Here is a 24649-nt window from a genome sequence, read left to right on the forward strand (position 1 = left end):
GGTGAAGCGCGGTCAGTCCATCAGCGTTGGCCAGGTGAAGAGATGAAACGCTTTATTTTTCTGTTGTTGTTAATTAGCCAGAGCGCATTAGCCAATTGCTGGAATTCCGCAGGACAATATTACCATGTGGACCCCTGGTTATTATTTGCTATTGCGGACGTGGAGTCTGGTCTCAATCCAAACGCGGTCGGTTATAACCATGACGGTTCACGGGATGTCGGGCTGATGCAAATAAATAGTTCGCATTTTGCCGAGTTGAAAAAAAAGGGCATTGATGAATACCGGTTAATGAATGAGCCCTGTACCTCAATTATGGTCGGTGCTTCTATTCTTTCCGGGATGATTAAAGTTTACGGCTATAACTGGGAAGCGGTCGGTGCCTATAACGCGGGGCTGAAACCGGAGAACTTTCCCCAGCGCAGGATTTACGCCAGAAAAGTCTGGGCGAAATATCAAAGAATAAAACGGATGTCGCAATACCGATAATCAGGCTTTTTTTTGAAGAATATCTTGCGAGTGTTCTTCAGAAAGAAAAGGTGCTGTCCCGGGTTTATTTATTAAAGGATTAATACATAAATCGAGATCGCATTGGTTATTATCGTTTTTAACAGGAATAATGTAGATGAATAAAAGGACATTGCTGAGCATTCTGGTCGCGGGGGCGTGTGTTGCGCCAGTGATGGCACAGGCAAACATGCTCAAGGCGGAAAGCAGCGAACCCTACACGATGAAAGCCAGCGATCTGGCGAAAAAGGAGCAGGAGTTAACGGATTTTCCGCTGATGAAGTCAGTTAAAGCGACAATTCGCACCCTGGATAACGCCCAGGTGGAACTGATTGAGCCGGGTAAGGCTACCAACCCGGATAACGTGAAGCGTGTTGAAAGTATTCTGAAGGAGAGCGACTGGGAGTATCTGTTCCCGCTGCGCGCCAAAGAGTACAGCTACAGCAACTTCCTGAAAGCGGTAGGAAAATTCCCGGCGCTGTGCGACACCTACACCGATGGCCGCGACAGCCTGGCCATTTGCCGTAAAGAGCTGGCGACCATGTTTGCGCACTTCGCGCAGGAGACTGGCGGGCATGAATCCTGGCGTCCGGAAGCCGAATGGCGTCAGGCGCTGGTATACGTTCGCGAAATGGGCTGGAGCGAAGGCCAGAAGGGCGGTTATAACGGCGAATGTAACCCGGATGTCTGGCAGGGTCAGACCTGGCCGTGCGGCAAAGACAAAGACGGCGATTTCCTGAGCTACTTTGGCCGCGGCGCCAAACAGCTCTCCTACAACTATAACTACGGTCCGTTCTCGGAAGCGATGTTCGGCGACGTCCGCACGCTGCTGGACAAACCGGAGCTGGTAGCCGACACCTGGCTGAACCTGGCGAGCGCCATCTTCTTCTTCGCCTACCCGCAACCGCCGAAGCCGAGCATGCTGCAGGTTATCGACGGCACCTGGCAGCCAAACGATCATGACAAAGCTAACGGCCTGGTTCCGGGCTTCGGCGTGACCACCCAGATCATTAACGGCGGCGTGGAATGCGGCGGCCCGACTGAGATTGCCCAGTCGGAAAACCGTATCAAATACTACAAAGAGTTCGCCAACTACCTGAAAGTGCCGGTTCCGGAAAACGAAGTACTCGGCTGCGCCAACATGAAGCAGTTTGATGAAGGCGGCGCCGGTGCTCTGAAAATTTACTGGGAACAGGACTGGGGATGGAGCGCAGATACGCCAGACGGCAAGACCTACGCCTGTCAGCTGGTGGGGTATCAGACGCCATTCAGCGCATTTAAAGAGGGCGACTACACCAAGTGCGTGCAGAAGTTCTTTAACGTGAATATCATCAATGACGACGGCTCTGCGGTTAACCCGAGCGATAACACGCCTGCGGACAATACCCCGGCAGACAATACGCCAGCGGATAACACCCCGGCTGACAACACGCCTGCGGACAACACCCCTGCGGACAATACGCCAGCAGACGATACGCCAGCTGTGACCAACCATGCGCCGGTTGCGGTCATTTCTGGCCCGGTTGGTGCGGTTGACGCGGGTGCGCAGGTCTCCCTGAGCGCTGAAGGCTCCACTGACGAAGATGGCAACAAACTGACCTACACCTGGCGCTCCCAGGACGGCCAGACCGTCTCCGGTGAAGACAAAGCGGTAGTGACCTTTACTGCGCCTGAAGCAGCAACGGCTCAGCAGATTGAAGTGAGCCTGACCGTCAGCGATGGCGAACTGAGCGACACCACGACTTACCTGCTGAACGTGAAAGCGAAAGCGCAGACCCCGTCAGGTGATGAAGGTTCAGACACTTACGCGGCGTGGAGTGCTAACAGCAAATACAACGCAGGGGATATCGTGAACAACCACGGTAAACTCTTCCAGTGCAAGCCATTCCCGTACAGCGGCTGGTGTAACAGCGCCCCGGCTTACTATGAACCAGGCGTAGGCCTGGCATGGGCAGACGCCTGGACCGCACTTTAATAGCAAAACGGCAACCTCAGGGTTGCCGTTTTTTTTGCTCTGCCGCGCGCCGGGCTGTTAGCGATGTAACTTCCCGTGATCCCGCAGCCAGGCCGCGGTGCGCACAATCCCCTCATCCAGCGTCACCAGCGGCTTATAGCCCAGCTCACTCTCAGCGCGTTGCGTATCGAGGGTAAAATCAAAGTTCAGTTTCGACACCCCGTAGTGCGTCAGCATCGGCTCTTTGGCGGACTTATTCCCCAGCCGCTCCATGCTGCGGGCAATAATATCCAGCATCGGGTAGGGTACGGAGCGGATCCGGCAGTGAATGTTCAGCTCGTCGATCAGCTTTTGCACAATGCTGCGCAGCGAGCGCGGCTCACCGTTGGTGATGTTGTATGCCCGGCCAGATGGCAGCCCGTCGCATTCACGCTGGCTGGCTAGCCACATGGCATGAATGGCGTTGTCATAATAGGTCATGTCCACCAGCGCATCCCCGCCGCGCGGCAGCAGCACGCTGCCGTAGTGGTGCATCATCTGCGCCAGGCGCGGAATAAACACTTTGTCGTGCGGGCCAAACAGGCTCTGCGGACGCAGAATGGTAAAACGGGTGTGCGGGTTAGACTGCGCCAGCAGATCGATCACCTCTTCGCTGGCGGCTTTACTGCGGGCAAATTCGCAGGCGAAGCGCGCCGGACGGAAATCTTCCTGGATGTCGCGATGATGGTGATAGTCGAAATAGAGCGACGGCGAGGAGATATGCACGAAGTTGCGCACGCCCCAGGCCACGGCCCACTCGCCCAGACGGCGGGTGGCGCGCACGTTTGCCAGGTCGAACGCTTCCTGCGTTCCCCATGGTGAGGTAAAGCTGGAGCAGTGCCACAGCGTATCGATTCCGGCCAGCATCACTTTTGCCTGGGAAGAGACCAGTTCCGTCAGGTCGGCATGGACAAACTCTGCGCCCATTTTTTGCAGCAATTTACCCATCGCTTCATTACGACCGGTGGCCCGGACGCTGACGCCTTTATTGCGCAAAAACTCCACCGCGTTGCGGCCTAAGCCGCTGGTGGCGCCGGTAACCAGTACCTTCATATCGATCCACTGTATTGAAAGAATTTCGTGCGCATTCTTCCGTGAATTACGCCTGTATGCAATGGGAAACGTGAAAGATTCAGAGTTTTAATTAGTCTTTTTCTTTGTTTTGTTCTGCCAGAAAAACAATACGCCGGGCCATTCCCCGGAAGATAAACAGGTGCGCCGGGATCATCAGCAGCCAGTAGAACAGGCCAGGCATGCCGTGCGGATGCCACCAGGCGCGCACGTCCAGCTCCCGGTGGTCGCCTTTGTCCTTCAGGGTAAAGCACAACCGCCCAAGACCGGGGGCTTTCATGCCAAACAGCAGCGCCAGCTGCTTTTCAGGTTCAACGATAATCACCTTCCAGCTGTCAACGGTATCGCCGGTTTGCAAATATGGCGCGGCCGGACGGCCTTTCGCCAGCCTGTGCCCGACGAGCCGATCCATCATCGCCCGGGTTTGCCACAGCGCGTTGCCAAAGAAATAGCGCTCTTTACCGCCGATCTGGTGCACCACTTTCCAGAGCGCGCTGAGGCTGGCGGCGGTTTTCACCGTGCATCCGGCCTGTTTCGGGTAGTAACCATATTCCGGACGCCAGCGGGCGAAAGCCTGGGCGTCGTAGCCCCAGTCGCTGGAGTTCACCAGCTTCTCTTCTTCTTTTAGCGTATTGCGCACCGCGTCATCGAAGCGAATGAGTTCCTGCGGGATCAGCGCCCGCAGCGCGCGGTCGTCCGCCAGCAGATCGTGTTTTAGCCCCTGGATTAGGGCTTTGGCGGTGGTCGGCGGCACGGAGGTGATGACATTCAAAAACCACACCGAAATCCAGCGGGTCGGGAAGGGGATGGGGATCAGCGGGCGACGGTGGCCACTCACCGCCATAAAATGTTCGAACTGCTGCTGATAGCTCAGCACCTCGGGCCCGGCGGCCTCCAGCACCCGGTTCTCTTTGGTCGGGTGATTGAGCAGCTCCACCAGATAGTGCAGCAGGTTCTCCAGTGCAATCGGCGTGGTGCGCGAGCGCACCCAGCGCGGCGGGGTGAGCACCGGCAGGTTATAGACCATATCGCGCATTACTTCGAAAGCGGCAGAACCGGCGCCAACGATGATCCCGGCCCGCAGTTCGGTAAGCGGGATCCCGGCGCTGCGCAGGGTGTCGGCGGTAAGCTGCCGGGCACGCAGATGGTCGGACTGCTCATGCGTCGGTGCCTGTAACGAACTGAGGAAGATAATCTGCTTAACCGGGTGTTCCAGCAGCACGTCGCGCACGTTCATCGCCACCTGGCGCTCGTGGGCGATAAAGTCGCCCCCTTCGCCCATGCTGTGTACCAGATAATAGAGGGTATCCACCCCCTCCAGCAGCGCCGCCAGCGTCTGCGGCCAGTTGAGGTCGATAGCATGGCAGGTGACGTGGGGCAGGGCCTGCTTTTGCAGGCGCTCAATGCTGCGTGCCGCAGCCCGTACCTGATGCCCGTGTGCACTCAGGGCGGCCACCAGATGTTGACCAATATACCCGCTGGCACCGAGCACCAGAATACGTTGCGGCACGAGGACTCCTTAGCGCTGCAAAAACGCCTGCCAGTGGGCAACCACTTCTGCCAGCTGCTCGCGGTTGACGTCGAGATGCATCACCAGACGTACCACCGGCGCGGCGTTAATCAGCACGCCGCGCGCCTTCATAAATTCGCCCAGCGCCGCGGCGTGTTCCTCTCCGACGCGGACAAACAGCATGTTGGTGTCGTGACGCATGACGTCAGCGCCGATCTCGCGCAGCTGTGCGGCCATCCACGCGGCGTTGTCGTGATCGTCCTTCAGGCGGGCAACGTTATTTTTCAGGGCGTACAGACCCGCTGCGGCGAGGATCCCGGCCTGGCGCATGCCGCCGCCGGTCATTTTGCGCCAGCGGTTGGCGCGCTTGATATAGTCGGCGTTGCCCACCAGCAGGGAGCCCACCGGCGTGCCCAGCCCTTTGGAGAGACAAATGGTGAACGAGTCGCAATATTGCGTAATCTCTTTCAGCTCGCAGCCATACTCCACCACGGCGTTGAAGATGCGCGCACCGTCGACGTGCAGCCCCAGTTTCCGCTCGCGGGTAAATTCCCACGCCGCTTTCAGGTAGTCGCGCGGCAGCACTTTGCCGTTATGGGTGTTTTCGAGGCTGAGCAATTTAGTGCGGGCGAAGTGAATGTCGTCGGCTTTGATTTTAGCCGCCACCTTGTCCAGCGGCAGGGAGCCGTCGGGGGCGGCATCGATAGGCTGCGGCTGAATACTGCCGAGTACCGCCGCGCCGCCCGCTTCGTACAGATAGTTATGCGCCCCCTGGCCGACGATATACTCTTCGCCGCGCTCGCAGTGGCTGAGCAGCGCCACCAGGTTCGCCTGGGTACCGGTTGGCAGGAACAGGGCAGCCTCGTGGCCACTCAGTTCGGCGGCATAGCGCTGAAGTTCGTTAACGGTGGGGTCATCGCCATAGACGTCGTCCCCGACCGGCGCGGCCAGCATCTCCTTGAGCATGGCCTGCGTCGGGCGGGTTACGGTATCGCTACGTAAATCAATCATTTCACATCCCTATAGTTTAAAAGGTGATGTGAAATGTTTTACCTGAGCCAGTTGGTTTTTGCCAGCTCCAAAACTTCGTCACCGCGACCACTAATAATGGCGCGCAGCATGTACAGGCTAAAGCCCTTCGCCTGTTCCAGTTTGATCTGCGGCGGTATAGCCAGCTCCTCTTTGGCGACCACCACATCCACCAGCACCGGGCCGTCGGTGGCAAAGGCGCGCTGCAAGGCCTCATCCACCTCTGACGCTTTCTCCACGCGGATGCCGGTAATGCCGCAGGCTTCGGCGATGGCGGCGAAGTTGGTGTCGTGCAGATCCGTACCGTCGGTCAGATAGCCTCCGGCCTTCATCTCCATCGCCACAAAGCCCAGCACGCTGTTATTAAAGACGATGATTTTGATCGGCAGTTTCATCTGCGCCACCGAAAGGAAATCGCCCATCAGCATGCTGAAGCCGCCGTCGCCGCACATCGCCACCACCTGACGGTCCGGCGCGGTGGCTTTCGCCCCCAGCGCCTGCGGCATGGCGTTGGCCATTGAGCCGTGGTTAAACGACCCCAGCAGGCGGCGCTTGCCGTTCATTTTCAGGTAGCGTGCCGCCCAGACGGTGGGGGTACCCACGTCACAGGTAAAGATGGCATCCTCGTCGGCGTAACGGCTGATCTGCTGGGCCAGATACTGCGGGTGCAGCGCCTTATCGCTGGGTTTCGCCTTGTCATCCAGCCCTTTGCGGGCATCGCGATAATCGCTCAGGGCCTTGTCCAGGAAGGTGCGATCGGTCTTCTCCTCCAGCAGCGGCATAAGTGCGCTCAGGGTCGCCTTGATGTCGCCCACCAGCGCCATGTCCACTTTGCTGTGCGCCCCGATGCTGGCGGGGTTAATGTCGATCTGGATAATTTTGGCGTCGGTGGGGTAGAAGGCGCGATAGGGGAACTGGGTCCCGAGCAGCACCAGGGTGTCGGCATTCATCATGGTGTGGAACCCGGAGGAGAAGCCAATTAGCCCGGTCATCCCCACGTCGTACGGGTTATCGTACTCTACATGCTCTTTTCCGCGCAGGGCGTGAACAATCGGCGCCTTCAGGGTGCCGGCAAATTCCAGCAGCTCTTCATGGGCCCCGGCGCAGCCGCTACCGCACATCAGGGCGATATTGCTGGAGTAGCGCAGCAGCTGCGCCAGCTTTTTCAGCTCAGCGAGGGCGGGCGTCACCACCGGCTGGGGTGCGGGATACCAGTGGGTGCTGGCACTTTCCGGCGCCGCCTGCAGCGCCACGTCGCCTGGCAGCACAATCACCGAGACGCCGCGCTTCAGAATGGCGTTGCGCATCGCCAGGGCCAGCACCTGGCGGATCTGCTCAGGGGAGGAGACCAGTTCACAGTAGTGGCTGCATTCACGGAACAGCTCCTGCGGATGCGTCTCCTGAAAATAGCCGCTGCCAATCTCGCTTGACGGAATGTGTGCGGCGATAGCCAGCACCGGGACATGGTTACGGTGACAATCAAACAGACCATTAATCAGATGCAGGTTGCCTGGCCCGCACGAGCCCGCACAGACCGCCAGCTCTCCGGTAAGTTGGGCTTCTGCGCCGGCGGCGAACGCGGCGACCTCCTCATGGCGGGTCGGCATCCATTCGATGGTGCCCATTCGGTTCAGGCTGTCGCTCAGACCGTTGAGGGAATCCCCGGTAACACCCCAGATCCGTTTTACCCCGGCCTGTTCCAGCACTTTCGCAATATAGTTCGCCACGGTTTGTTTCATGGTAGTCCATCTCCTGAATGTGATAACGCTTTCAAGCTTAGATGAAACTGACCGGCATGCCCGCAAAATCCCCCTTATTAATAGTTGCTTTCACTGTGCAATATTTCGTCATATTGTGGTGGTTATTCAGCTAAAAATGGAGTTAATTCAGATGGTTAAGTCATTGTTGATTGCTGTTGATAAAACGCTAATGCACGAAGATTTCGGCAGATTGTTGCTGCGGCTGGCGGTGGCACTTTTGGGGGCAGGGCGGTTTGCAGTAGTGAGCGATCCGGCGTGGAAGTAATTCCTCTGCGACGGTAATGCCGGGCGGCACTGCGTTTGCCCGGCCTACGGTTCGCGGTCTTTTGTAGGCCCGGTAAGCGTAGCGCCACCGGGCTTTCTATCAGGCCAGCACCAGATCCCCCTGCGGATGGCAGGAGCAGGCCAGCACATAGCCTTCCGCCACTTCGGCATCCGTCAGCGTCATGGTGCTGGTAACGGTATAGTTCCCGTCCACCACTTTTGTTTTACAGCAGCCGCACACGCCTGCACGACAAGCAGCCACCACCGGCACGTTATTGCTCTCCAGCGCCTCCAGCAGCGTGCTGCCCACGCGGCCAAAGAAGGTTTTCGCAGGCTGCAATTTAGTGAATTTCAGCCCGCTGGTGGCGGCTTCCGCGACCGGAGTAAAGAACTGCTCTTTAAAGAAGCGGGTCACGCCCAGGGCCTTCACCTCTTCTTCCACGATCTCCATATACGGCGCCGGGCCACAGGTCATCACCGTGCGGGAGGCGATGTCCGGTACGCTTTGCAGCAGTTCGCGGCTCAGGCGACCGGCGACAAATCCCTCTGTGGCGTTGTTTTCCGCCACCAGGGTAACCGGGTAGTGACGCCATTCGTCTGCAAAAATGACATCCTGCGGCGAGCGCACGCTGAAGATCACCGCCACGTCAGCCTGCGGGCGGTTTTTCGCCAGCCAGCGACGCATCGACATCACCGGCGTGACCCCGCACCCGGCGGCCAGCAGCAGGAATTTGTCGTCCGGCTTATCGTCGCAGGTAAAATCTCCCTGCGCATCCGACAGCCAGATGTAATCCCCACGCTTGACCTCACCTGTCAGCCACTGTGAGCCCACCCCCTCATCAATGCGACGAACTGTCAGCGTAATGTACTCGCTGATGCCCGGCGTCGAGGAGATCGTATACGCCCGCAGCGTCTCTGCGGAGTGACGCACGCTGACCAGCGCATACTGCCCGGCACGATAAGGATAATAGTCGTGACACAGCAGCGAAATCGTCCAGACATCCGGCGTTTCCTGATGGATGTGGTGAACCTGCATCCGCCATGGGCACTGATGGGTTGGCATCGTCATACTTTTACTCCTTACGCGCTCAGCAGTTGCTTCATATCGTCTTCAACGGTGGTCACGGAACGCAGACCGAACTTCTCGTTGAGGACCGCCAGCAGATCCGGGGTAAAGAAGCCAGGCGCCGTCGGGCCGGTGACGATGTTTTTCACGCCCAGCGAGAGCAGGGTCAGCAGGATTACAATCGCTTTCTGCTCGAACCAGGAGAGCACCAGCGACAGCGGCAGATCGTTCACGCCGCAGCCCAGTTTTTCCGCCAGGGTGACCGCGAGGATGATGGCTGAGTAGGCATCGTTACACTGACCAGCGTCGATCAGGCGCGGCAGCCCTTCGATATCGCCGAACTCCAGCTTGTTGAAGCGGTACTTACCGCAGGCCAGGGTCAGGATCAGGCAGTCGTCCGGTACGCTGGTAGCGAAGTCGGTGAAGTAATTACGTTCCCCGCGCGCGCCGTCGCAGCCGCCGACCAGGAAGATGTGACGCAGTTTTTCGCGGCTCACCAGGTCAATCAGGGAATCCGCCGCGCCCAGCAGGGTCTGACGACCAAAACCGACGGTGATCAGGTGTGGGATTTCGCTGTAGGGGAAGCCCGCCATCTGCTGGGCCTGAGCAATCACCGGACCAAAATCGTCGCCTTCGAGGTGGCTCACGCCCGGCCAGCCGACGATGCTGCGGGTCCAGATACGGTCATCGTAAGCGCCAACGGTAGGGTCGATGATGCAGTTAGAAGTCATCACAATGGGGCCCGGGAAGCGGGCGAATTCCACCTGCTGGTTCTGCCAGCCGCTGCCGTAGTTCCCGATCAGGTGTTTGAATTTGCGCAGCTCCGGATAGCCATGGGCGGGCAGCATCTCGCCGTGGGTGTAGACGTTAACGCCGGTGCCATCGGTTTGCTCCAGCAGGTTGTAGAGATCTTTCAGGTCGTGACCGGAGATCAGGATGCACTTGCCTTCGGTCGCTTTGACGTTGACCTGCGTCGGGGTTGGGTGGCCGTATTTGGTGGTTTCACCGGCGTCCAGGATGCTCATCACTTTGAAGTTCATCTGGCCGATCTCCATGGAACACTCCAGCAGGGCGTTCATGTCGGAAGGCCAGGTGCCGAGCCACGCCATAATTTTGTGGTACTGGGCATAGATGTCGTTGTCGTACTGATCCAGGACGTGGGCGTGTTCCATATAGGCCGCGGCGCCTTTCAGGCCGTATAGGCAGAGCAGACGCAGGCCGAGAATGTTCTCGCCAATCGCCGCTTTGTCTTTGTTCGGGGTAAATTCAGCCGCCTGGCGCTGCAGATCGCCCAGATCGTCGCTGACCAACTGCAGGTCGGCCATTGGGTTGTCGACACGGGCGCTGGCATCCACACTCAGGCACTGCGCTTTCAGGGCTTCACGCAGGGCGATGGCTTCGCGGGCGTAGCCCACAATGCGCGGGGAGTCGAAGTTCACGTTAGTCAAGGTAGAGAAAAACGCGCGCGGGGCGAAGTTGTCGACGTAGTGGTCGATGATGCCATATTCCCGGGCTTTAACTGCCCAGGCGGATAAACCCTGCAGGGAGGCGATCAGTAAATCCTGCAGATCGGAGGTTTCTGCGGTTTTACCGCACATGCCCTGTGCGTAAGAGCAGCCGTTGCCAGCTGGGGTACGGATGGTTTGTTCACATTGCACACAAAACATAATCACACCTGTTAAAGTTATATTTAATATACATGTTTAAGATTATGCCTGTGGCGATACGGTGGGAAGCGCTTTCTGCCACAAAATAGAGGGATATTGATTTAGCGCAATTTTGGCGGCAGCAGGCTACCGCCAAAGAAGTATCAGGCTGAGAAGAACGCCATCATGACGGGCACCAGCAGGCTTAAAATAAAGCCGTGAACGATGGCGGCAGGTACCATCTCCAGCCCGCCCGAGCGTTGCAGCACCGGCAGGGTGAAGTCCATTGAGGTGGCACCGCACAGCCCCAGCGCCGTGGAGCGACTGCGGCGCACCAGACCCGGGATCAGCATGATGGCGATCAGCTCGCGCCCCAGATCGTTAAAGAAGGCGGCGCTGCCAATGACCGGACCGAAAGACTCGGTTAACAGGATGCCGGAAAGCGAATACCAGCCAAAGCCGGAGGCCATCGCCAGGGCGGTATTCAGCGGCAGGTCGAGAATAAAGGCGTTAATCACCCCGCCAATCAGCGAACTGCCCACCACGATCACCGCCACTATCATGCCGCGACGGTTGAGCACGATCTGTTTTAAGGTCATGCCATTATTTCGCAGCTGAATACCAATAAGGAACAGCAGGAAGATCAGCGTATATTCACTGGCCTCGGTGGCGTGCTGCAAAAAAGAGAATCCCGTCAGCCCCAGCAGAAAACCGAGCACTACCACGCCGCATAATTTTAATGACTCCAGCGCCATGGCAATACGTGAAGGCAATTTTTCCTGATGGTGATGGTTTTTCCATGGAATAGCGCGCTCCAGCCAGAACAGGGCCGCGATATTGCAGAGCAAAATAACGGTCATTGTAATAATGGAGTAGTGCAGGATAGAGAGCAGATTGGTGGCAAGATTATCGAGGAAGGCGAGGCTGATCCCCATAAAAAAGAGAATGACGTAGACAATCCCGCTCAAAAGACGATTGATCAGTTTTAACGCTGACAGCTGATGAAGAGGAATGAGATAGCCCACGATCAGTGGGAGCAGAATGATTAAGAGTCCTGAAAACATGAACAACCGGTCCTGTATTTGAGTGGCGCTGAGACACTACCCAATTCAGACGGTTCAGTAAAGGTGAAAACAGTGCCGGGCGGCGCTTCGCTTGCCCGGCCTGCGAAATGCTATCCCGTAGGCCGGGTAAGGCGAAGCTGCCACCCGGCGCCACAACGCACGCACGCTTAATCGCGTTTTTCCAGCAGGGTGCGGTACAGCACGCCGCCAATAATACCGCCGATAATCGGCATCACCCAGAACAGCCAAAGCTGCTCCAGCGCCCAGCCGCCCTGGAAGATGGCTACCGCTGTGCTTCGCGCCGGGTTAACAGAGGTGTTGGTCACCGGAATGCTGATCAGGTGGATCAGGGTCAGCGCCAGGCCAATCGCAATCGGCGCGAAACCGGCCGGGGCGTGTTTGTCCGTTGCGCCGTGGATCACCAGCAGGAAGCCCGCAGTCAGTACAATTTCAATCACGATGGCAGAGAGCATGGAGAAACCGCCAGGGGAGTGTTCGCCAAAGCCGTTTGAGGCAAAGCCGCTGGCCGCAGCATCAAAGCCCGCTTTACCGCTGGCAATGACATACAGAATAGCGGCAGCAATAATTCCGCCAATGACCTGGGCAATAATATAGCCAAGAACCTCTTTTGCCGGAAAACGACCGCCGGCCCACAATCCTAATGTTACCGCCGGGTTAAAATGACCACCGGAAATATGCCCCACGGCATATGCCATCGTTAAAACCGTTAAGCCGAAGGCCAGCGAAACACCAACGAAACCAATTCCCAGTTCCGGGAATCCTGCTGCCAGTACGGCACTACCGCAGCCACCAAATACCAACCAGAATGTACCAAAACATTCCGCTGCTAATTTTCTGAACATAACCACCTCAAAGAAAAAATGAGCGCAATCCTGCGCCCTTGTTATTTATCGCCAAAACAAGCGACGATTTTTAAAACGCCACTATTCTAAAAATGAATATTCCCCCTCACCAGTTAAATAAATACGGTAAGTTTGATGTAGGGCAATGTGTTGCGCTTCCTTGCTAAATTAAGGCGAGTAAAACAGAGTTGCATTTTCGGCAGCAAGAGTATGCGGCGGAAATGGTTATTACAAATGAAACTGTCTGGTTAAATTCTTAATTTTCGCTTCTGACTGGCATTATTCCGCCGACGATGGAGTGTCCGTCCGGGCCCGCTGGCGTTATACTCCTGATAACTTAAAGGAAAAAGTTCATCTCTCCCGGAGGGTACATGTTGCTAGAGCGTGTGGAAATCGTGGGGTTTCGCGGCATTAACCGTCTGTCGCTGATGCTTGAGCACAACAACGTGCTGATCGGAGAAAACGCCTGGGGTAAATCGAGCCTGCTGGACGCCCTGACGCTGCTGCTATCGCCGGAATCCAGTTTGTACCATTTTGTCCGGGAAGATTTCTGGTTCCCCCCCGGGGATATGCTGGGGCGTGAACACCATCTGCATATTATCCTTACCTTTCGTGAAAGCGAGCCGGGGCGCCATCGCGTTCGCCGCTATCGTCCTCTTGCCGATTGCTGGGTGCCCTGTGATGATGGCTATCGGCGCATTTTTTATCGCCTGGAGGGAGAGCTTGCCAGCGATGACAGTGTGCTGACCCTGCGCGGTTTTCTCGATACTGACGGCCAGGCCCTGCCGCTGGAGGATATCGACGAGCGGGCGCGTCATCTGGTCCGTCTGATGCCGGTGCTGCGCCTGCGTGATGCCCGCTTTATGCGCCGCATCCGCAACGGTACCGTCCCCGACATGCCTGATGTGGAGGTCACCGCCCGGGAGCTGGACTATCTGGCCCGGGAACTGGTCGCCCGTCCGCAAAACCTGACCGATGGCCAGATCCGCCAGGGACTGTCGGCAATGGTACAGCTGCTGGAGCACTACTTCTCCGAGCAGGGCACCTCCCCGGTGCGCAACCGGCTGATGCGGCGGCGCTCTCACGATGAACAGCGCAGCTGGCGCTACCTCGACATCATTAACCGGATGATCGACCGGCCCGGCGGCCGCTCGCACCGGGTGATCCTGCTGGGGCTCTTCTCCACGTTGTTGCAGGCCAAAGGCACCATCCGGCTGGACCGGGATGCCCGCCCGCTGCTGCTGGTGGAAGATCCCGAGACGCGCCTGCACCCGATCATGCTCTCGGTGGCCTGGCACCTGTTGAATCTGCTGCCGTTGCAGCGCATCACCACCACTAACTCCGGCGAACTGCTGTCGCTAACCCCGGTCGAGCACGTCTGCCGTCTGGTGCGTGAGTCGTCGCGCGTCTCGGCTTACCGCCTCGGACCGGGGGGCATGAATGCAGAAGACAGCCGCCGTATCGCCTTCCATATTCGCTTCAACCGCGCCTCCTCGCTGTTTGCCCGTTGCTGGCTGCTGGTGGAAGGGGAGACCGAAACCTGGGTGATTAACGAGCTGGCCCGTCAGTGTGGGCACCACTTTGATGCCGAGGGCATCAAAGTGATTGAGTTTGCCCAGTCGGGGCTGAAACCGCTGATTAAATTTGCCCGGCGGATGGGCATCGAATGGCATGTGCTGGTGGACGGTGACGAGGCGGGTAAGAAATATGCCGCGACCGTGCGCGGGCTAATCAATAACGACCGGGAAGAGGAGCGCGAGCACCTGACGGCGCTGCCCGCCATGGACATGGAGCACTTCATGTACCGGCAGGGTTTTTCCGATGTCTTTCACCGGGTGGCGATGATCCCGGAGGATATCCCGATGAACATGCGGCGGGTGATCATGAAGGCCATTCACCGTTCGTCGAAACCCGATCTGGCGATTGAGGTGGCGATGGAGGCCGGTCGTCGCGGCGTGGAGGCGGTGCCCACGCTGTTACGGAAGATGTTCTCCCGCGTGCTGTGGCTGGCACGCGGGAGGGCGGATTAACGGCGGGTCGCCTGGTTGACCTGATCGATCAGGCTGTCCAGCAGGGTAAACCGGCGGCGATACTCAGCGCGTTTTTTGCTGGCGATCTCCTCCATCGGTTTGCGCGGCATGGCGAGCGGCAGCCTGAAGTTGCCCTCGCTGTCGCGCTCCCCGCCCAGCGACAGCCAGAAACTGTCGTAGTCGGCCAGCAGTTTCCCCTCTTTTTTCTTGCGATAGCGCCAGCTGCGATAAATATGGGTGCTGTTGCTGACGGCGATAATCTGCTCCACGGCCAGGGCGCTACCGAGCGTCATGGCGGCTTCCACCAGCAGGCGTTTCGGGAACAGGCCGTGACAGGCTTTAGTGGCGCTCTGGATCGCCTCGTGCGGCACAAAGGCTTTTGCCCCCTGCATCCCGCCGATAAACAGCGTCGGGGTGCCGTTAACCTGACACAGCGTAAAGGTCATCTCCGCCAGTACCGTCTGCTGTTCGTCGCAAAATGCCAGCGTCGCCTCGCCCTCTTTATCGAGAAAGGCATCGGCGCACAGACGCAGGGTAAAGGCGCGATCGTCTTTCCCGGTCAGGGTCAGTAACGTTACTCCCTCCCGGGAGAGATAGCCGTTCATCAGCGCGGCCGGGAGCTGGCGCTGCAGGGTCTGATAGTGCCAGTTCAGCGCCTGGAGCGTTTGCTGGCGATTCATCGCCACCGAGAGCCACGGGCGATGCAGGCGGCAGGGCAGCCCCGGCTGGACCTGTAACAGTTGCAGCAGTTGCGGCTGTTTTGTCAGGCTTGCCAGCAGACGTGCGGTGCTGAACGGCGTCATCAGCGAGCGCAGCATAAACTTGCGGCGATAGGCCGGATTACGCCAGGCAAGGCCGGGGGTTAATGTTCCGGATGCCAGATGCTGAAATAGCTGCCAGGCTGATTTAGGTTGCGGCTGCTGTGAATAAGATGACTCTGCGATGGAGGACATAATAGATCCCGGTCTTGTTGCCAGGCCTTTATTTCAGCAGGGGTTTTATCAACCTCTCCTCAACAACGTTTACGCGCCACGAAAAGCAGGGGTTTCGTTGAGGCGCGGTTTAGTTAGAATCAACAGTTATGTAAGCCGGAATAGCTATTTGGAATATTTATGAACTTAAAGGGAAAGCGCAGGAAGCTGTTTCTGCTGCTGGTGCTGATTGTACTGGTGGGTGGATTCTGGCTGTGGCGGGTGCTAAACGCACCGGTGCCGCAATATCAGACATTGATTGTACGACCGGGCGAGCTGCAGCAGAGCGTGCTGGCGACCGGCAAACTGGACGCGCTACGCAAGGTTGACGTGGGGGCCCAGGTCAGCGGCCAGCTGAAGACGCTGTCGGTGGAGATTGGTGACAAGGTGAAAAAAGGGCAACTGCTGGGGGTTATCGACCCGGAGCAGGCCGAAAACCAGATCAAAGAGGTGGAGGCGACGCTGATGGAGCTGCGCGCCCAGCGCAGCCAGGCGGAAGCGGAGCGTAAGCTCGCCCAGGTGACCCTGAACCGTCAGCGGCAGCTGGCGACCACCCAGGCGATCTCGCAGCAGGATCTGGATACCTCGACCACCGAGCTGGCGGTAAAGCAGGCGCAGATTGGCACCATCGACGCGCAGATCAAACGCAACCAGGCCTCGCTGGACAGTGCCAAAACTAACCTTGAGTACACCCGTATCGTTGCGCCAATGGCCGGGGAAGTGACGCAGATTACGACCCTGCAGGGACAGACGGTTATCGCTGCCCAGCAGGCGCCGAACATCCTGACCCTCGCGGATATGGGTACCATGCTGGTGAAAGCCCAGGTCTCCGAGGCGGATGTGATCCACTTAAAACCGGGGCAAAAAGCCTGGTTTACCGTGCTGGGGGACCCGCAAACCCGCTATGAAGGGGTGCTGAAGGATATTCTCCCGACGCCGGAGAAGGTCAACGACGCCATTTTCTATCACGCCCGGTTTGAAGTCCCCAACCCGCAGGGAGTGCTGCGCCTGGACATGACCGCCCAGGTGCATATTCAGCTCTCCGGGGTGAAAAACGTGCTGACCATTCCGCTGGCGGCGCTGGGCCAACCGGTAGGAGATAACCGCTATAACGTGAAGGTGCTGCGCAACGGTGAAATTCGCGAGCGTGAGGTGAGCCTCGGCTCGCGCAACGACACCGATGTGGTGGTGGTGAAAGGGCTGGAAGAGGGTGAAGAGGTGGTCATCAGCGAGAGCCAGCCGGGGGCGGCGAAATGACCGCCCTGCTGGAGCTGGATGATATCCGCCGCAGCTACCCCTCCGGCGACGGGCCGGTGGAGGTGCTGAAGGGCATCACCCTGCGGGTTGAGGCGGGGGAGATGGTGGCGATTGTCGGGGCGTCAGGCTCCGGTAAATCGACGCTGATGAACATTCTCGGCTGCCTGGATAAACCCACCAGCGGTACCTACCGGGTGGCGGGCACCGACGTCGCGACCCTGGACAGCGACGCGCTGGCTAAACTGCGCCGGGAACATTTCGGCTTTATCTTCCAGCGTTACCATCTGCTTTCGCATCTGAGCGCGGCGCAAAACGTCGAGGTGCCCGCGGTCTATGCTGGCGTGGAGCGCAAAAAACGCCTTGAGCGGGCGCAGGCGCTGCTTACCCGGCTGGGGCTGGGGGAGCGGGTCGATTACCAGCCGTCGCAGCTTTCCGGCGGCCAGCAGCAGCGGGTGAGTATCGCCCGGGCGCTGATGAACGGCGGACAGGTGATCCTGGCGGATGAACCGACCGGGGCGCTGGACAGCCACTCCGGGGAAGAGGTGATGGCGATCCTGCACCAGCTGCGGGATCAGGGGCACACGGTGATCATCGTCACCCACGACCCGGAGGTGGCTTCGCAGGCCGGGCGGATCGTAGAGATCCGCGATGGCGAGCTGGTCAGCAATCCGCCGCCTGGCCTCAATGCCACCCCGCGTCAGGAGGTATCATTACCGCCGCCTTCGGGCTGGCGGCAGTTTGCCAGCAGCTTTCGCGAAGCGCTGACCATGGCCTGGCTGGCGATGGCGGCAAACAAGATGCGCACCCTGCTGACCATGCTTGGGATCATCATCGGCATCGCCTCGGTGGTGTCGATTGTGGTGGTAGGTGACGCGGCCAAACAGCTGGTGCTGTCGGATATCCGTTCCATCGGCACCAATACCATTGACGTCTATCCCGGCAAAGATTTTGGCGATGACGAGCCGCAGTACCAGCAGGCGCTGAAGTATGACGATCTCACGGCCATTCAGAAGCAGCCGTGGGTTAACTCCGCCACCCCGGCGGTGTCCCAGAGCCTGCGTTTGCGCTATGCCAATATCGATGTGGCGGCCAGCGCCAACGGCGTCAGCGGCGACTACTTTAACGTCTACGGCATGACCTTCAGCGAAGGGGGTACCTTCAATGCAGAGCAGCTGGCAGGGCGGGCGCAGGTGGTGGTGCTCGACAGCAACGCCCGGCGACAGCTGTTCCCCAATAAAGCGAAGGTGGTGGGTGAGATCGTGCTGGTGGGGAACATGCCCGCGACGGTGATTGGCGTGGCGGAGGAGAAGCAGTCGATGTTTGGCAGCAGCAAGATTTTACGCGTCTGGCTGCCTTACACCACTATCTCCGGGCGCATTATGGGGCAGTCGTGGCTCAACTCCATCACCGTCCGGGTGAAAGATGGCTACGACAGCGCTCAGGCAGAGCAACAGCTTGAACGCCTGTTAACCCTGCGCCACGGGAAGAAAGATTTCTTCACCTGGAACATGGACGGGCTCTTGAAAACGGCGGAAAAGACCACACGTACTCTTCAGCTCTTCCTCACGCTAGTGGCGATCATCTCCCTGCTGGTCGGGGGGATCGGGGTGATGAATATCATGCTGGTGTCGGTGACGGAGCGGACGCGTGAAATCGGCATCCGTATGGCGGTCGGCGCCCGGGCCAGCGATGTGTTGCAGCAGTTTTTGATTGAAGCGGTGCTGGTCTGTCTGGTGGGCGGCGCGCTGGGGATTACGCTCTCGCTGCTCATCGCTTTTACGCTGCAGCTGTTTTTACCCGGCTGGGAAATTGGTTTTTCACCGATGGCGCTGCTAACTGCCTTCCTGTGTTCTACCTTTACCGGGGTGCTGTTTGGCTGGTTGCCGGCACGCAACGCCGCGCGATTAGATCCGGTGGATGCGTTAGCCCGGGAGTGAACCTGTTGCCGGGTGGCGGCTACGCCTTACCCGGCCTACGAAATCCGTAGGCCCGCGCAAGCGCAGCGCCGTCGGGCATCAGGCCGCATCACCGCACACAAATAAAAATGCCAGCGCATCGGGCTGGCATTTTGAGTGCGGGGTGTACACAATGAAACAGAGGGCTATGCCACCACTTCTGCTTCGATGGGCACAATAACGCTGGCATGATTGCCTTTTGGCCCAAGGTGTACATCGAACCGGACGGCCTGCCCGGCTTTCAGCGTTCTGTATCCATCCATCTGAATGGTGGAGTAATGTGCGAAAATGTCTTCGCCGCCGCCTTCAGGGCAGATAAAACCAAACCCTTTGGCGTTGTTGAACCACTTAACTGTACCCGTTTCCATGCTTCGACATCCTTCGTAAATCTTATTGAGTTAGATGTAATGAACCGGTGGTGGAGTGGGAGCTGTTCAAAACCTCGCCAACTCACGCTTGTACAATTTAGATAAACCAAAAGGATCGTCAAGCATTTGCCGGGCAAGGACGGGTAAAAATGAGTCAAAATTTGAAGCAGTTAACGCTATTGAACGGTATTGTGACAGACATCGCGGATGGCAATAATAGATGTAGGTTATCTGACATCTAAGGTAGATTCAGGTTATGTATAGCCTCCCGTCAGCATCAGAACACGCGACCGGAGACCGTAAACGAAGATGACGACTGACAATGGGTAAGACGAACGACTGGCTCGATTTCGACAAGCTGGCGGAAGATCAAGTGCGCGACGCGCTAAAACCGCCATCTATGTATAAAGTTATGTTAATGAACGATGATTACACGCCGATGGAATTTGTTATTGACGTGCTACAAAAGTTCTTTTCTTATGATGTTGAACGTGCAACGCAACTGATGCTTACGGTTCACTATCATGGCAAAGCCATCTGTGGAGTATTTACCGCAGAAGTCGCCGAAACCAAGGTGGCAATGGTGAACCAGTATGCAAGGGAGAATGAGCATCCGTTGCTGTGTACGCTGGAAAAAGCCTGAATAAGGCAATGAAAATTGGGGGAGGTGCCTATGCTCAATCAAGAACTGGAACTCAGTTTAAACATGGCTTTCGCCAGAGCGCGTGAGCACCGACATGAGTTTATGACGGTCGAGCACCTGCTGCTTGCACTGCTCAGTAACCCATCCGCCCGCGAAGCGCTTGAAGCCTGCTCCGTGGATCTGGTGGCGCTGCGTCAGGAACTTGAAGCCTTCATCGAACAGACCACACCTGTACTGCCCGTCAGTGAAGAGGAGCGCGACACGCAACCGACGCTCAGCTTCCAGCGTGTACTCCAGCGTGCGGTATTTCACGTCCAGTCCTCCGGACGTAGCGAAGTCACCGGTGCCAACGTGCTGGTTGCCATCTTCAGCGAGCAGGAGTCGCAAGCTGCCTACCTGCTGCGCAAACACGAAGTCAGCCGCCTCGATGTGGTGAACTTTATCTCTCACGGAACGCGAAAAGACGAATCGAATCCGTCTTCGGATTCCAGCCATCAGGTCAACAGCGAAGAGCAAGCAGGCGGGGAGGAACGTATGGAAAACTTCACCACCAATCTTAACCAGCTTGCCCGTGTTGGCGGTATTGACCCGCTGATAGGCCGCGATAAAGAGCTGGAACGGGCGATTCAGGTGCTGTGCCGCCGCCGCAAGAACAACCCGCTGCTGGTGGGGGAATCTGGCGTCGGTAAAACCGCCATTGCCGAAGGGCTGGCCTGGCGTATCGTGCAGGGCGACGTCCCGGAAGTGATCGCCGACTGCACTATCTATTCGCTGGATATCGGTTCCCTGTTGGCCGGAACCAAATACCGCGGCGATTTTGAAAAACGTTTCAAAGCGCTGCTGAAACAGCTGGAGCAGGATACCAACAGCATCCTGTTCATCGACGAGATCCATACCATCATCGGCGCCGGTGCGGCATCGGGTGGTCAGGTGGATGCCGCCAACCTGATTAAACCGCTGCTCTCCAGCGGCAAGATCCGGGTGATCGGCTCAACCACCTATCAGGAGTTCAGCAATATTTTCGAAAAAGACCGTGCTCTGGCGCGTCGCTTCCAGAAAATCGATATTACTGAACCGTCGGTTGAAGAAACGGTGCAGATCATCAACGGCCTGAAGCCGAAGTACGAAGCGCACCATGACGTGCGTTATACCGCGAAAGCGGTGCGTGCGGCGGTGGAGCTGGCGGTGAAATACATCAACGATCGCCACCTGCCGGATAAAGCGATTGATGTGATCGACGAAGCGGGCGCGCGTGCGCGTCTGATGCCGGTCAGCAAGCGTAAGAAAACGGTCAACGTGGCGGATATCGAATCCGTGGTGGCCCGCATCGCGCGTATCCCTGAGAAGAGTGTTTCTCAGAGCGACCGCGATACGCTGAAAAACCTCGGCGATCGCCTGAAAATGCTGGTCTTTGGGCAGGATAAAGCCATTGAGGCCTTAACCGAGGCCATTAAGATGGCCCGTGCCGGACTGGGGCATGAGCACAAACCTGTCGGTTCTTTCCTGTTCGCCGGCCCGACCGGGGTGGGGAAAACCGAGGTGACGGTTCAGCTCTCCAAAGCGCTGGGCATCGAGCTGCTGCGCTTTGATATGTCCGAGTATATGGAGCGTCACACCGTCAGCCGTCTGATTGGTGCGCCTCCGGGCTATGTGGGCTTTGACCAGGGCGGCCTGCTCACCGACGCGGTGATCAAGCATCCGCACGCGGTACTGCTGCTCGATGAAATCGAGAAAGCGCACCCGGACGTGTTCAACATCCTGCTGCAGGTGATGGATAACGGGACGCTGACCGATAACAACGGGCGCAAGGCGGACTTCCGCAACGTGGTGCTGGTGATGACCACCAACGCCGGGGTGCGTGAAACCGAGCGTAAATCCATCGGCCTGATCCACCAGGATAACAGCACCGATGCGATGGAGGAGATCAAGAAGATCTTCACGCCGGAGTTCCGTAACCGTCTGGACAACATTATCTGGTTCGAACATCTCTCTACCGAGGTGATCCATCAGGTGGTGGATAAGTTCATCGTCGAGCTGCAGGTTCAGCTGGATCAGAAAGGCGTGTCGCTGGAAGTGAGCCAGGAGGCCCGCAACTGGCTGGCTGAGAAAGGCTACGACCGTGCGATGGGTGCCCGTCCGATGGCGCGTGTGATTCAGGACAACCTGAAGAAACCGCTGGCTAACGAGCTGCTGTTTGGTTCGCTTGTCGATGGGGGCCAGGTGACGGTGGCGCTGGATCAGGCGAAGAACGAGCTGACGTATGATTTCCAGAGTGCGGCGAAGCATAAGCCGGAAGCGGCTCACTAACGCTGCTGCGTGATGGTAAAAACCGGGCGAAAGCCCGGTTTTTTTATGGTTTTTTAGTGTGCCGTTTGTAGGCCCGTGCAAGCGCAGCGCCGCCGGGCAATGCATGTGGCGCAATGCATGGTGGGTGGGAACACGTGGCGGTTGAGGAGGTTCCGTTCACTTTACGTTCCGTGCTTCTCTATAAACCTCGTCACCGGTGAACGTGTCAGGGGGGCTCGCCGCCGCCCCCCTGACCACCCTGGCTCCCGGCAAAGAAAATCGCCGCTTCGCGGTCCCCTCGGCTTATTCCCTTCGGCTTTCGGGTCGGGGGCGATCCTACATCCCTGTAGGTCGCCCCCTCTCGGCGCGTCCCTGCGCCTCGCCCCGGCCTGCGGTCAACGCCTCAGCGATTTTCAGCCGGACCAGGGTGCCGCTGTGAGTGGCGAATTTGCCTCTGGCTTTTCTGTTGCTGTAAGGAAGAATCAAAATTTTGCGAGGCGTTATCCAGAATTTAAATGAGGAAATTGCTGGATAAAATCACAGTATTAGAATGGCGATGCACCTGCAAAATCAGGTGCCAGGATTGGCATCCTGAAAGCGCGCACAATGATAATTTGCCGTGCATACAGGACTCTTTATGACTAATGAAAACCCTATTCCCCAGCTTTATAGCGAACTTGAAGTCTGTGCCCACGATCTCTCCACGCTCGCTGCGCGCTGCAACCTGCTTACCGAAATCCTTGTCGATTGCGACTCGCTGCCGCAAACGCAGCCTGTCTGCCGCTGCCTGGCGGCCTATCTCGATGCATTCAGCGCTGAGCTGGCAAAATCTATGACCGATTTTTGTGTGCTGGATGAGAACGAGATCCCGCCCTCGCACAAACAGGAGTGGCTGCTGGACAGCACCGAAGCCCAGTGCAATTACTGCCGGGCCTTAAACCATGTGCTGCTGGTGTCGCATTTCGACCGCGAGATGCTCCCGCACCTTACCGGCCTGCTGCATGATATTGCGCATACCATGCTGGCGGATCTGACCGTAGTGCGTATCCACTGATACGGGCGGGGCATAAAAAAAGGCCGGGATAACCCGGCCTTTATTATTCTTTGTACGCCATTTCAGGCGAAAAACTCTTAGCGACTACGGAAGACAATGCGGCCTTTGCTCAGGTCGTACGGGGTCAGCTCAACAGTCACTTTGTCGCCCGTCAGAATACGGATATAGTTCTTACGCATTTTACCGGAGATATGCGCGGTAACGACGTGACCGTTTTCCAGTTCTACGCGAAACATGGTGTTAGGCAACGTTTCCAGAACGGTACCCTGCATTTCAATATTGTCTTCTTTGGCCATCTAATCCTCTGGGGTATCACTACCAAGTTTTGAACCGGCAAGATAATGCCGAAATTCATCAATTAAGTAAAGATTTGCGCGTTTAAAACGCAACAAAGCAGTTTTCAGCGTATTGCCCGGACGTCACGGTTCAACCGTACGAAAAGCGCATACGTAAAGGGGAGGTGGCAGGATAAACGATAGGGCGTTATCGGATGCGAACTATTCCCAAACGGCGGCGGGGCAACAGGCAGAACCTACTCTGCGGCAGAATTATAGCACCTTGAGGAAAAATATGCGGAAAACATTTATCCCTGAGGCGTAAATAACGTCGTTGGCACCCAGAAATTTTGCGGTAATTTTTGCATGCGCAGGGTCGCCAGCTGCGCCAGATATTCATGGCGCGAGATCTCCACGACACCCAACGAGGCGGTATGTTCGTTCAGCACCTGGCAGTCAACTAACTTGCCGCCGCTGCGGGCGAAGCGTTCGCAGAAGACCAGCAGCGCGGTTTTGGAGGCGTTAACCGCGCGGCTGAACATCGACTCACCGCAAAACAGCGTGCCCTGCGCCACGCCGTACATGCCGCCCACCAGTTCATTCTTATCGTCCCATACCTCAATCGAATGGGCGTAGCCCAGTTCGTGCAGGCGATGGTAAGCGACGATCACCTCGGGTGTGATCCAGGTTCCTTCAAAGCGATCGCTGGCACAGCCCTCGATCACCTGACCAAACGCATGGTTGAGGGTGACGCGATAAGGGGAGCGAGCGTGAAAACGCTTCATGCTGCGGCTGATATGAAACTCCGCAGGCCACAGAACGGCGCGGGGATCGGGCGACCACCACAGGATCGGATCGCCGGGAGAGAACCACGGAAAAATCCCCCGCTGGTAAGCCATCAATAAACGCGACGGACTCAGATCGCCGCCCAGGGCCAGCAAACCATTAGGTTCACGCAGCGCCCCTTCCGGAGAAGGGAACGCAAGAGAATGACGAGAGAGCTGGACCAGGCGCATGACAACAAAACTCCAGTACGCAAA

General features: G+C 57.6%; 20 protein-coding genes and 2 pseudogenes. 9 read left to right on the forward strand and 13 right to left on the reverse strand.

From position 1 onward, the window contains the following. Positions 1 to 42: 42 nt before the first annotated feature. Positions 43 to 486 carry a type III secretion system invasion protein IagB gene (gene iagB / locus GNG26_RS07160; protein ID WP_103823412.1) on the forward strand — a complete coding sequence of 148 codons (444 nt, stop codon included), beginning with the start codon at positions 43 to 45 and terminating at the stop codon, positions 484 to 486. Positions 487 to 622: 136 nt separating this feature from the next. Next, on the forward strand, positions 623 to 2479 hold the full coding sequence (locus GNG26_RS07165; protein ID WP_156238282.1) for a glycoside hydrolase family 19 protein: 1857 nt from the start codon (positions 623 to 625) through the stop codon (positions 2477 to 2479). A gap of 57 nt (positions 2480 to 2536) precedes the next feature. Here GNG26_RS07165 and GNG26_RS07170 read toward each other — a convergent pair whose 3' ends face one another. The 4 genes from GNG26_RS07170 to poxB form a co-directional block, all read right to left on the reverse strand. Continuing rightward, positions 2537 to 3550 carry an NAD(P)-dependent oxidoreductase gene (locus GNG26_RS07170; protein ID WP_103823410.1) on the reverse strand — a complete coding sequence of 338 codons (1014 nt, stop codon included), beginning with the start codon at positions 3548 to 3550 and terminating at the stop codon, positions 2537 to 2539. Between the two features lie 91 nt (positions 3551 to 3641). After that, positions 3642 to 5078: an SDR family oxidoreductase gene (locus GNG26_RS07175; protein ID WP_156238283.1), complete on the reverse strand. Its 1437-nt coding sequence runs from the start codon at positions 5076 to 5078 to the stop codon at positions 3642 to 3644. A 9-nt stretch (positions 5079 to 5087) separates the two neighbouring features. After that, a complete protein-coding gene (gene ltaE / locus GNG26_RS07180) occupies positions 5088 to 6089 on the reverse strand; it encodes a low-specificity L-threonine aldolase (protein ID WP_156238284.1) in 1002 nt (333 codons plus the stop codon). 38 nt (positions 6090 to 6127) lie between these two features. Beyond that, entirely contained in the window at positions 6128 to 7846 is a 1719-nt protein-coding gene (poxB, locus tag GNG26_RS07185) for a ubiquinone-dependent pyruvate dehydrogenase (protein ID WP_156238285.1), read from the reverse strand. Positions 7847 to 7997: 151 nt separating this feature from the next. On the opposite strand from poxB, the pseudogene GNG26_RS22800 reads away from it, so the two are divergent. Further along, positions 7998 to 8078 (forward strand): annotated as a pseudogene (locus GNG26_RS22800) (GntR family transcriptional regulator); the annotation flags it as partial. A 153-nt stretch (positions 8079 to 8231) separates the two neighbouring features. Here the strand turns inward: GNG26_RS22800 and hcr are convergent. The 4 genes from hcr to aqpZ form a co-directional block, all read right to left on the reverse strand. Continuing rightward, on the reverse strand, positions 8232 to 9200 hold the full coding sequence (gene hcr / locus GNG26_RS07195; protein WP_156238286.1) for an NADH oxidoreductase: 969 nt from the start codon (positions 9198 to 9200) through the stop codon (positions 8232 to 8234). Positions 9201 to 9211: 11 nt separating this feature from the next. Continuing rightward, the gene (gene hcp / locus GNG26_RS07200) at positions 9212 to 10864 is read right to left on the reverse strand and encodes a hydroxylamine reductase (RefSeq protein ID WP_103823405.1); all 1653 of its coding nucleotides are present in this window, start codon (positions 10862 to 10864) and stop codon (positions 9212 to 9214) included. A gap of 143 nt (positions 10865 to 11007) precedes the next feature. After that, positions 11008 to 11907, reverse strand: coding sequence for a lysine exporter LysO family protein (locus tag GNG26_RS07205; RefSeq protein ID WP_103823404.1), 900 nt, complete (start codon positions 11905 to 11907; stop codon positions 11008 to 11010). A 167-nt stretch (positions 11908 to 12074) separates the two neighbouring features. Beyond that, positions 12075 to 12770: an aquaporin Z gene (gene aqpZ, locus GNG26_RS07210; protein ID WP_156238287.1), complete on the reverse strand. Its 696-nt coding sequence runs from the start codon at positions 12768 to 12770 to the stop codon at positions 12075 to 12077. A gap of 371 nt (positions 12771 to 13141) precedes the next feature. Here aqpZ and GNG26_RS07215 point away from each other — a divergent pair, with 371 nt between their 5' ends. After that, complete coding sequence (locus GNG26_RS07215; protein WP_156238288.1) at positions 13142 to 14800, forward strand: ATP-dependent endonuclease; 1659 nt, start codon at positions 13142 to 13144, stop codon at positions 14798 to 14800. On the opposite strand, the gene GNG26_RS07220 is transcribed toward GNG26_RS07215, so the two are convergent. Then, positions 14797 to 15753: a VirK/YbjX family protein gene (locus GNG26_RS07220; protein WP_103823401.1), complete on the reverse strand. Its 957-nt coding sequence runs from the start codon at positions 15751 to 15753 to the stop codon at positions 14797 to 14799. The two genes, GNG26_RS07215 and GNG26_RS07220, sit on opposite strands and share 4 nt — an antisense overlap. A gap of 159 nt (positions 15754 to 15912) precedes the next feature. On the opposite strand from GNG26_RS07220, the gene macA reads away from it, so the two are divergent. Both macA and macB read left to right on the forward strand, forming a co-directional pair. Then, positions 15913 to 17028: a macrolide transporter subunit MacA gene (macA, locus tag GNG26_RS07225; RefSeq protein ID WP_103178898.1), complete on the forward strand. Its 1116-nt coding sequence runs from the start codon at positions 15913 to 15915 to the stop codon at positions 17026 to 17028. Next, positions 17025 to 18965: a macrolide ABC transporter ATP-binding protein/permease MacB gene (macB, locus tag GNG26_RS07230; RefSeq protein ID WP_156238289.1), complete on the forward strand. Its 1941-nt coding sequence runs from the start codon at positions 17025 to 17027 to the stop codon at positions 18963 to 18965. Before macA ends, macB begins: the two co-directional genes overlap by 4 nt. Positions 18966 to 19129: 164 nt before the next feature. Here the strand turns inward: macB and cspD are convergent, their stop codons facing one another. Continuing rightward, positions 19130 to 19351 (reverse strand): cold shock-like protein CspD, encoded by a 222-nt coding sequence (cspD, locus tag GNG26_RS07235; RefSeq protein ID WP_032617324.1) that lies wholly within the window; start codon positions 19349 to 19351, stop codon positions 19130 to 19132. 322 nt (positions 19352 to 19673) lie between these two features. Between cspD and clpS the strand changes: the two genes are divergently transcribed. The 3 genes from clpS to GNG26_RS07250 all read left to right on the forward strand — a co-directional run bounded on the left by clpS (position 19674) and on the right by GNG26_RS07250 (position 23334). Next, the gene (gene clpS, locus GNG26_RS07240; protein ID WP_114315466.1) at positions 19674 to 19994 is read left to right on the forward strand and encodes an ATP-dependent Clp protease adapter ClpS; all 321 of its coding nucleotides are present in this window, start codon (positions 19674 to 19676) and stop codon (positions 19992 to 19994) included. Positions 19995 to 20024: 30 nt separating this feature from the next. Continuing rightward, positions 20025 to 22301 (forward strand): ATP-dependent Clp protease ATP-binding subunit ClpA, encoded by a 2277-nt coding sequence (gene clpA / locus GNG26_RS07245; protein ID WP_114387535.1) that lies wholly within the window; start codon positions 20025 to 20027, stop codon positions 22299 to 22301. Between the two features lie 616 nt (positions 22302 to 22917). Then, complete coding sequence (locus GNG26_RS07250; protein ID WP_156238290.1) at positions 22918 to 23334, forward strand: hypothetical protein; 417 nt, start codon at positions 22918 to 22920, stop codon at positions 23332 to 23334. A 77-nt stretch (positions 23335 to 23411) separates the two neighbouring features. Here the strand turns inward: GNG26_RS07250 and infA are convergent, their stop codons facing one another. The 3 genes and pseudogenes from infA to aat form a co-directional block, all read right to left on the reverse strand. Beyond that, positions 23412 to 23630, reverse strand: coding sequence for a translation initiation factor IF-1 (gene infA, locus GNG26_RS07255; RefSeq protein ID WP_001040187.1), 219 nt, complete (start codon positions 23628 to 23630; stop codon positions 23412 to 23414). After that, positions 23558 to 23731 (reverse strand): annotated as a pseudogene (locus GNG26_RS22805) (hypothetical protein); the annotation flags it as partial. The pseudogene GNG26_RS22805 and the gene infA, both read right to left, overlap by 73 nt. 186 nt (positions 23732 to 23917) lie before the next feature. Further along, positions 23918 to 24625, reverse strand: a complete 708-nt coding sequence (gene aat / locus GNG26_RS07260) for a leucyl/phenylalanyl-tRNA--protein transferase (protein ID WP_156238291.1) — start codon at positions 24623 to 24625, stop codon at positions 23918 to 23920. Between the last annotated feature and the right edge of the window lie 24 nt (positions 24626 to 24649).

Source organism: Leclercia sp. J807 (genome assembly GCF_009734465.1).
Taxonomy (GTDB): domain Bacteria; phylum Pseudomonadota; class Gammaproteobacteria; order Enterobacterales; family Enterobacteriaceae; genus Enterobacter.

Coding starts and splice junctions, on each gene's coding strand:
- iagB (WP_103823412.1), top strand. CDS start 43: ATGAAACGCTTTATTTTTCTGTTGTTGTTAATTAGCCAGAGCGCATTA.
- GNG26_RS07165 (WP_156238282.1), top strand. CDS start 623: ATGAATAAAAGGACATTGCTGAGCATTCTGGTCGCGGGGGCGTGTGTT.
- GNG26_RS07170 (WP_103823410.1), bottom strand. CDS start 3,550: ATGAAGGTACTGGTTACCGGCGCCACCAGCGGCTTAGGCCGCAACGCG.
- ltaE (WP_156238284.1), bottom strand. CDS start 6,089: ATGATTGATTTACGTAGCGATACCGTAACCCGCCCGACGCAGGCCATG.
- poxB (WP_156238285.1), bottom strand. CDS start 7,846: ATGAAACAAACCGTGGCGAACTATATTGCGAAAGTGCTGGAACAGGCC.
- hcr (WP_156238286.1), bottom strand. CDS start 9,200: ATGACGATGCCAACCCATCAGTGCCCATGGCGGATGCAGGTTCACCAC.
- hcp (WP_103823405.1), bottom strand. CDS start 10,864: ATGTTTTGTGTGCAATGTGAACAAACCATCCGTACCCCAGCTGGCAAC.
- GNG26_RS07205 (WP_103823404.1), bottom strand. CDS start 11,907: ATGTTTTCAGGACTCTTAATCATTCTGCTCCCACTGATCGTGGGCTAT.
- aqpZ (WP_156238287.1), bottom strand. CDS start 12,770: ATGTTCAGAAAATTAGCAGCGGAATGTTTTGGTACATTCTGGTTGGTA.
- GNG26_RS07215 (WP_156238288.1), top strand. CDS start 13,142: ATGTTGCTAGAGCGTGTGGAAATCGTGGGGTTTCGCGGCATTAACCGT.
- GNG26_RS07220 (WP_103823401.1), bottom strand. CDS start 15,753: ATGTCCTCCATCGCAGAGTCATCTTATTCACAGCAGCCGCAACCTAAA.
- macA (WP_103178898.1), top strand. CDS start 15,913: ATGAACTTAAAGGGAAAGCGCAGGAAGCTGTTTCTGCTGCTGGTGCTG.
- macB (WP_156238289.1), top strand. CDS start 17,025: ATGACCGCCCTGCTGGAGCTGGATGATATCCGCCGCAGCTACCCCTCC.
- cspD (WP_032617324.1), bottom strand. CDS start 19,351: ATGGAAACGGGTACAGTTAAGTGGTTCAACAACGCCAAAGGGTTTGGT.
- clpS (WP_114315466.1), top strand. CDS start 19,674: ATGGGTAAGACGAACGACTGGCTCGATTTCGACAAGCTGGCGGAAGAT.
- clpA (WP_114387535.1), top strand. CDS start 20,025: ATGCTCAATCAAGAACTGGAACTCAGTTTAAACATGGCTTTCGCCAGA.
- GNG26_RS07250 (WP_156238290.1), top strand. CDS start 22,918: ATGACTAATGAAAACCCTATTCCCCAGCTTTATAGCGAACTTGAAGTC.
- infA (WP_001040187.1), bottom strand. CDS start 23,630: ATGGCCAAAGAAGACAATATTGAAATGCAGGGTACCGTTCTGGAAACG.
- aat (WP_156238291.1), bottom strand. CDS start 24,625: ATGCGCCTGGTCCAGCTCTCTCGTCATTCTCTTGCGTTCCCTTCTCCG.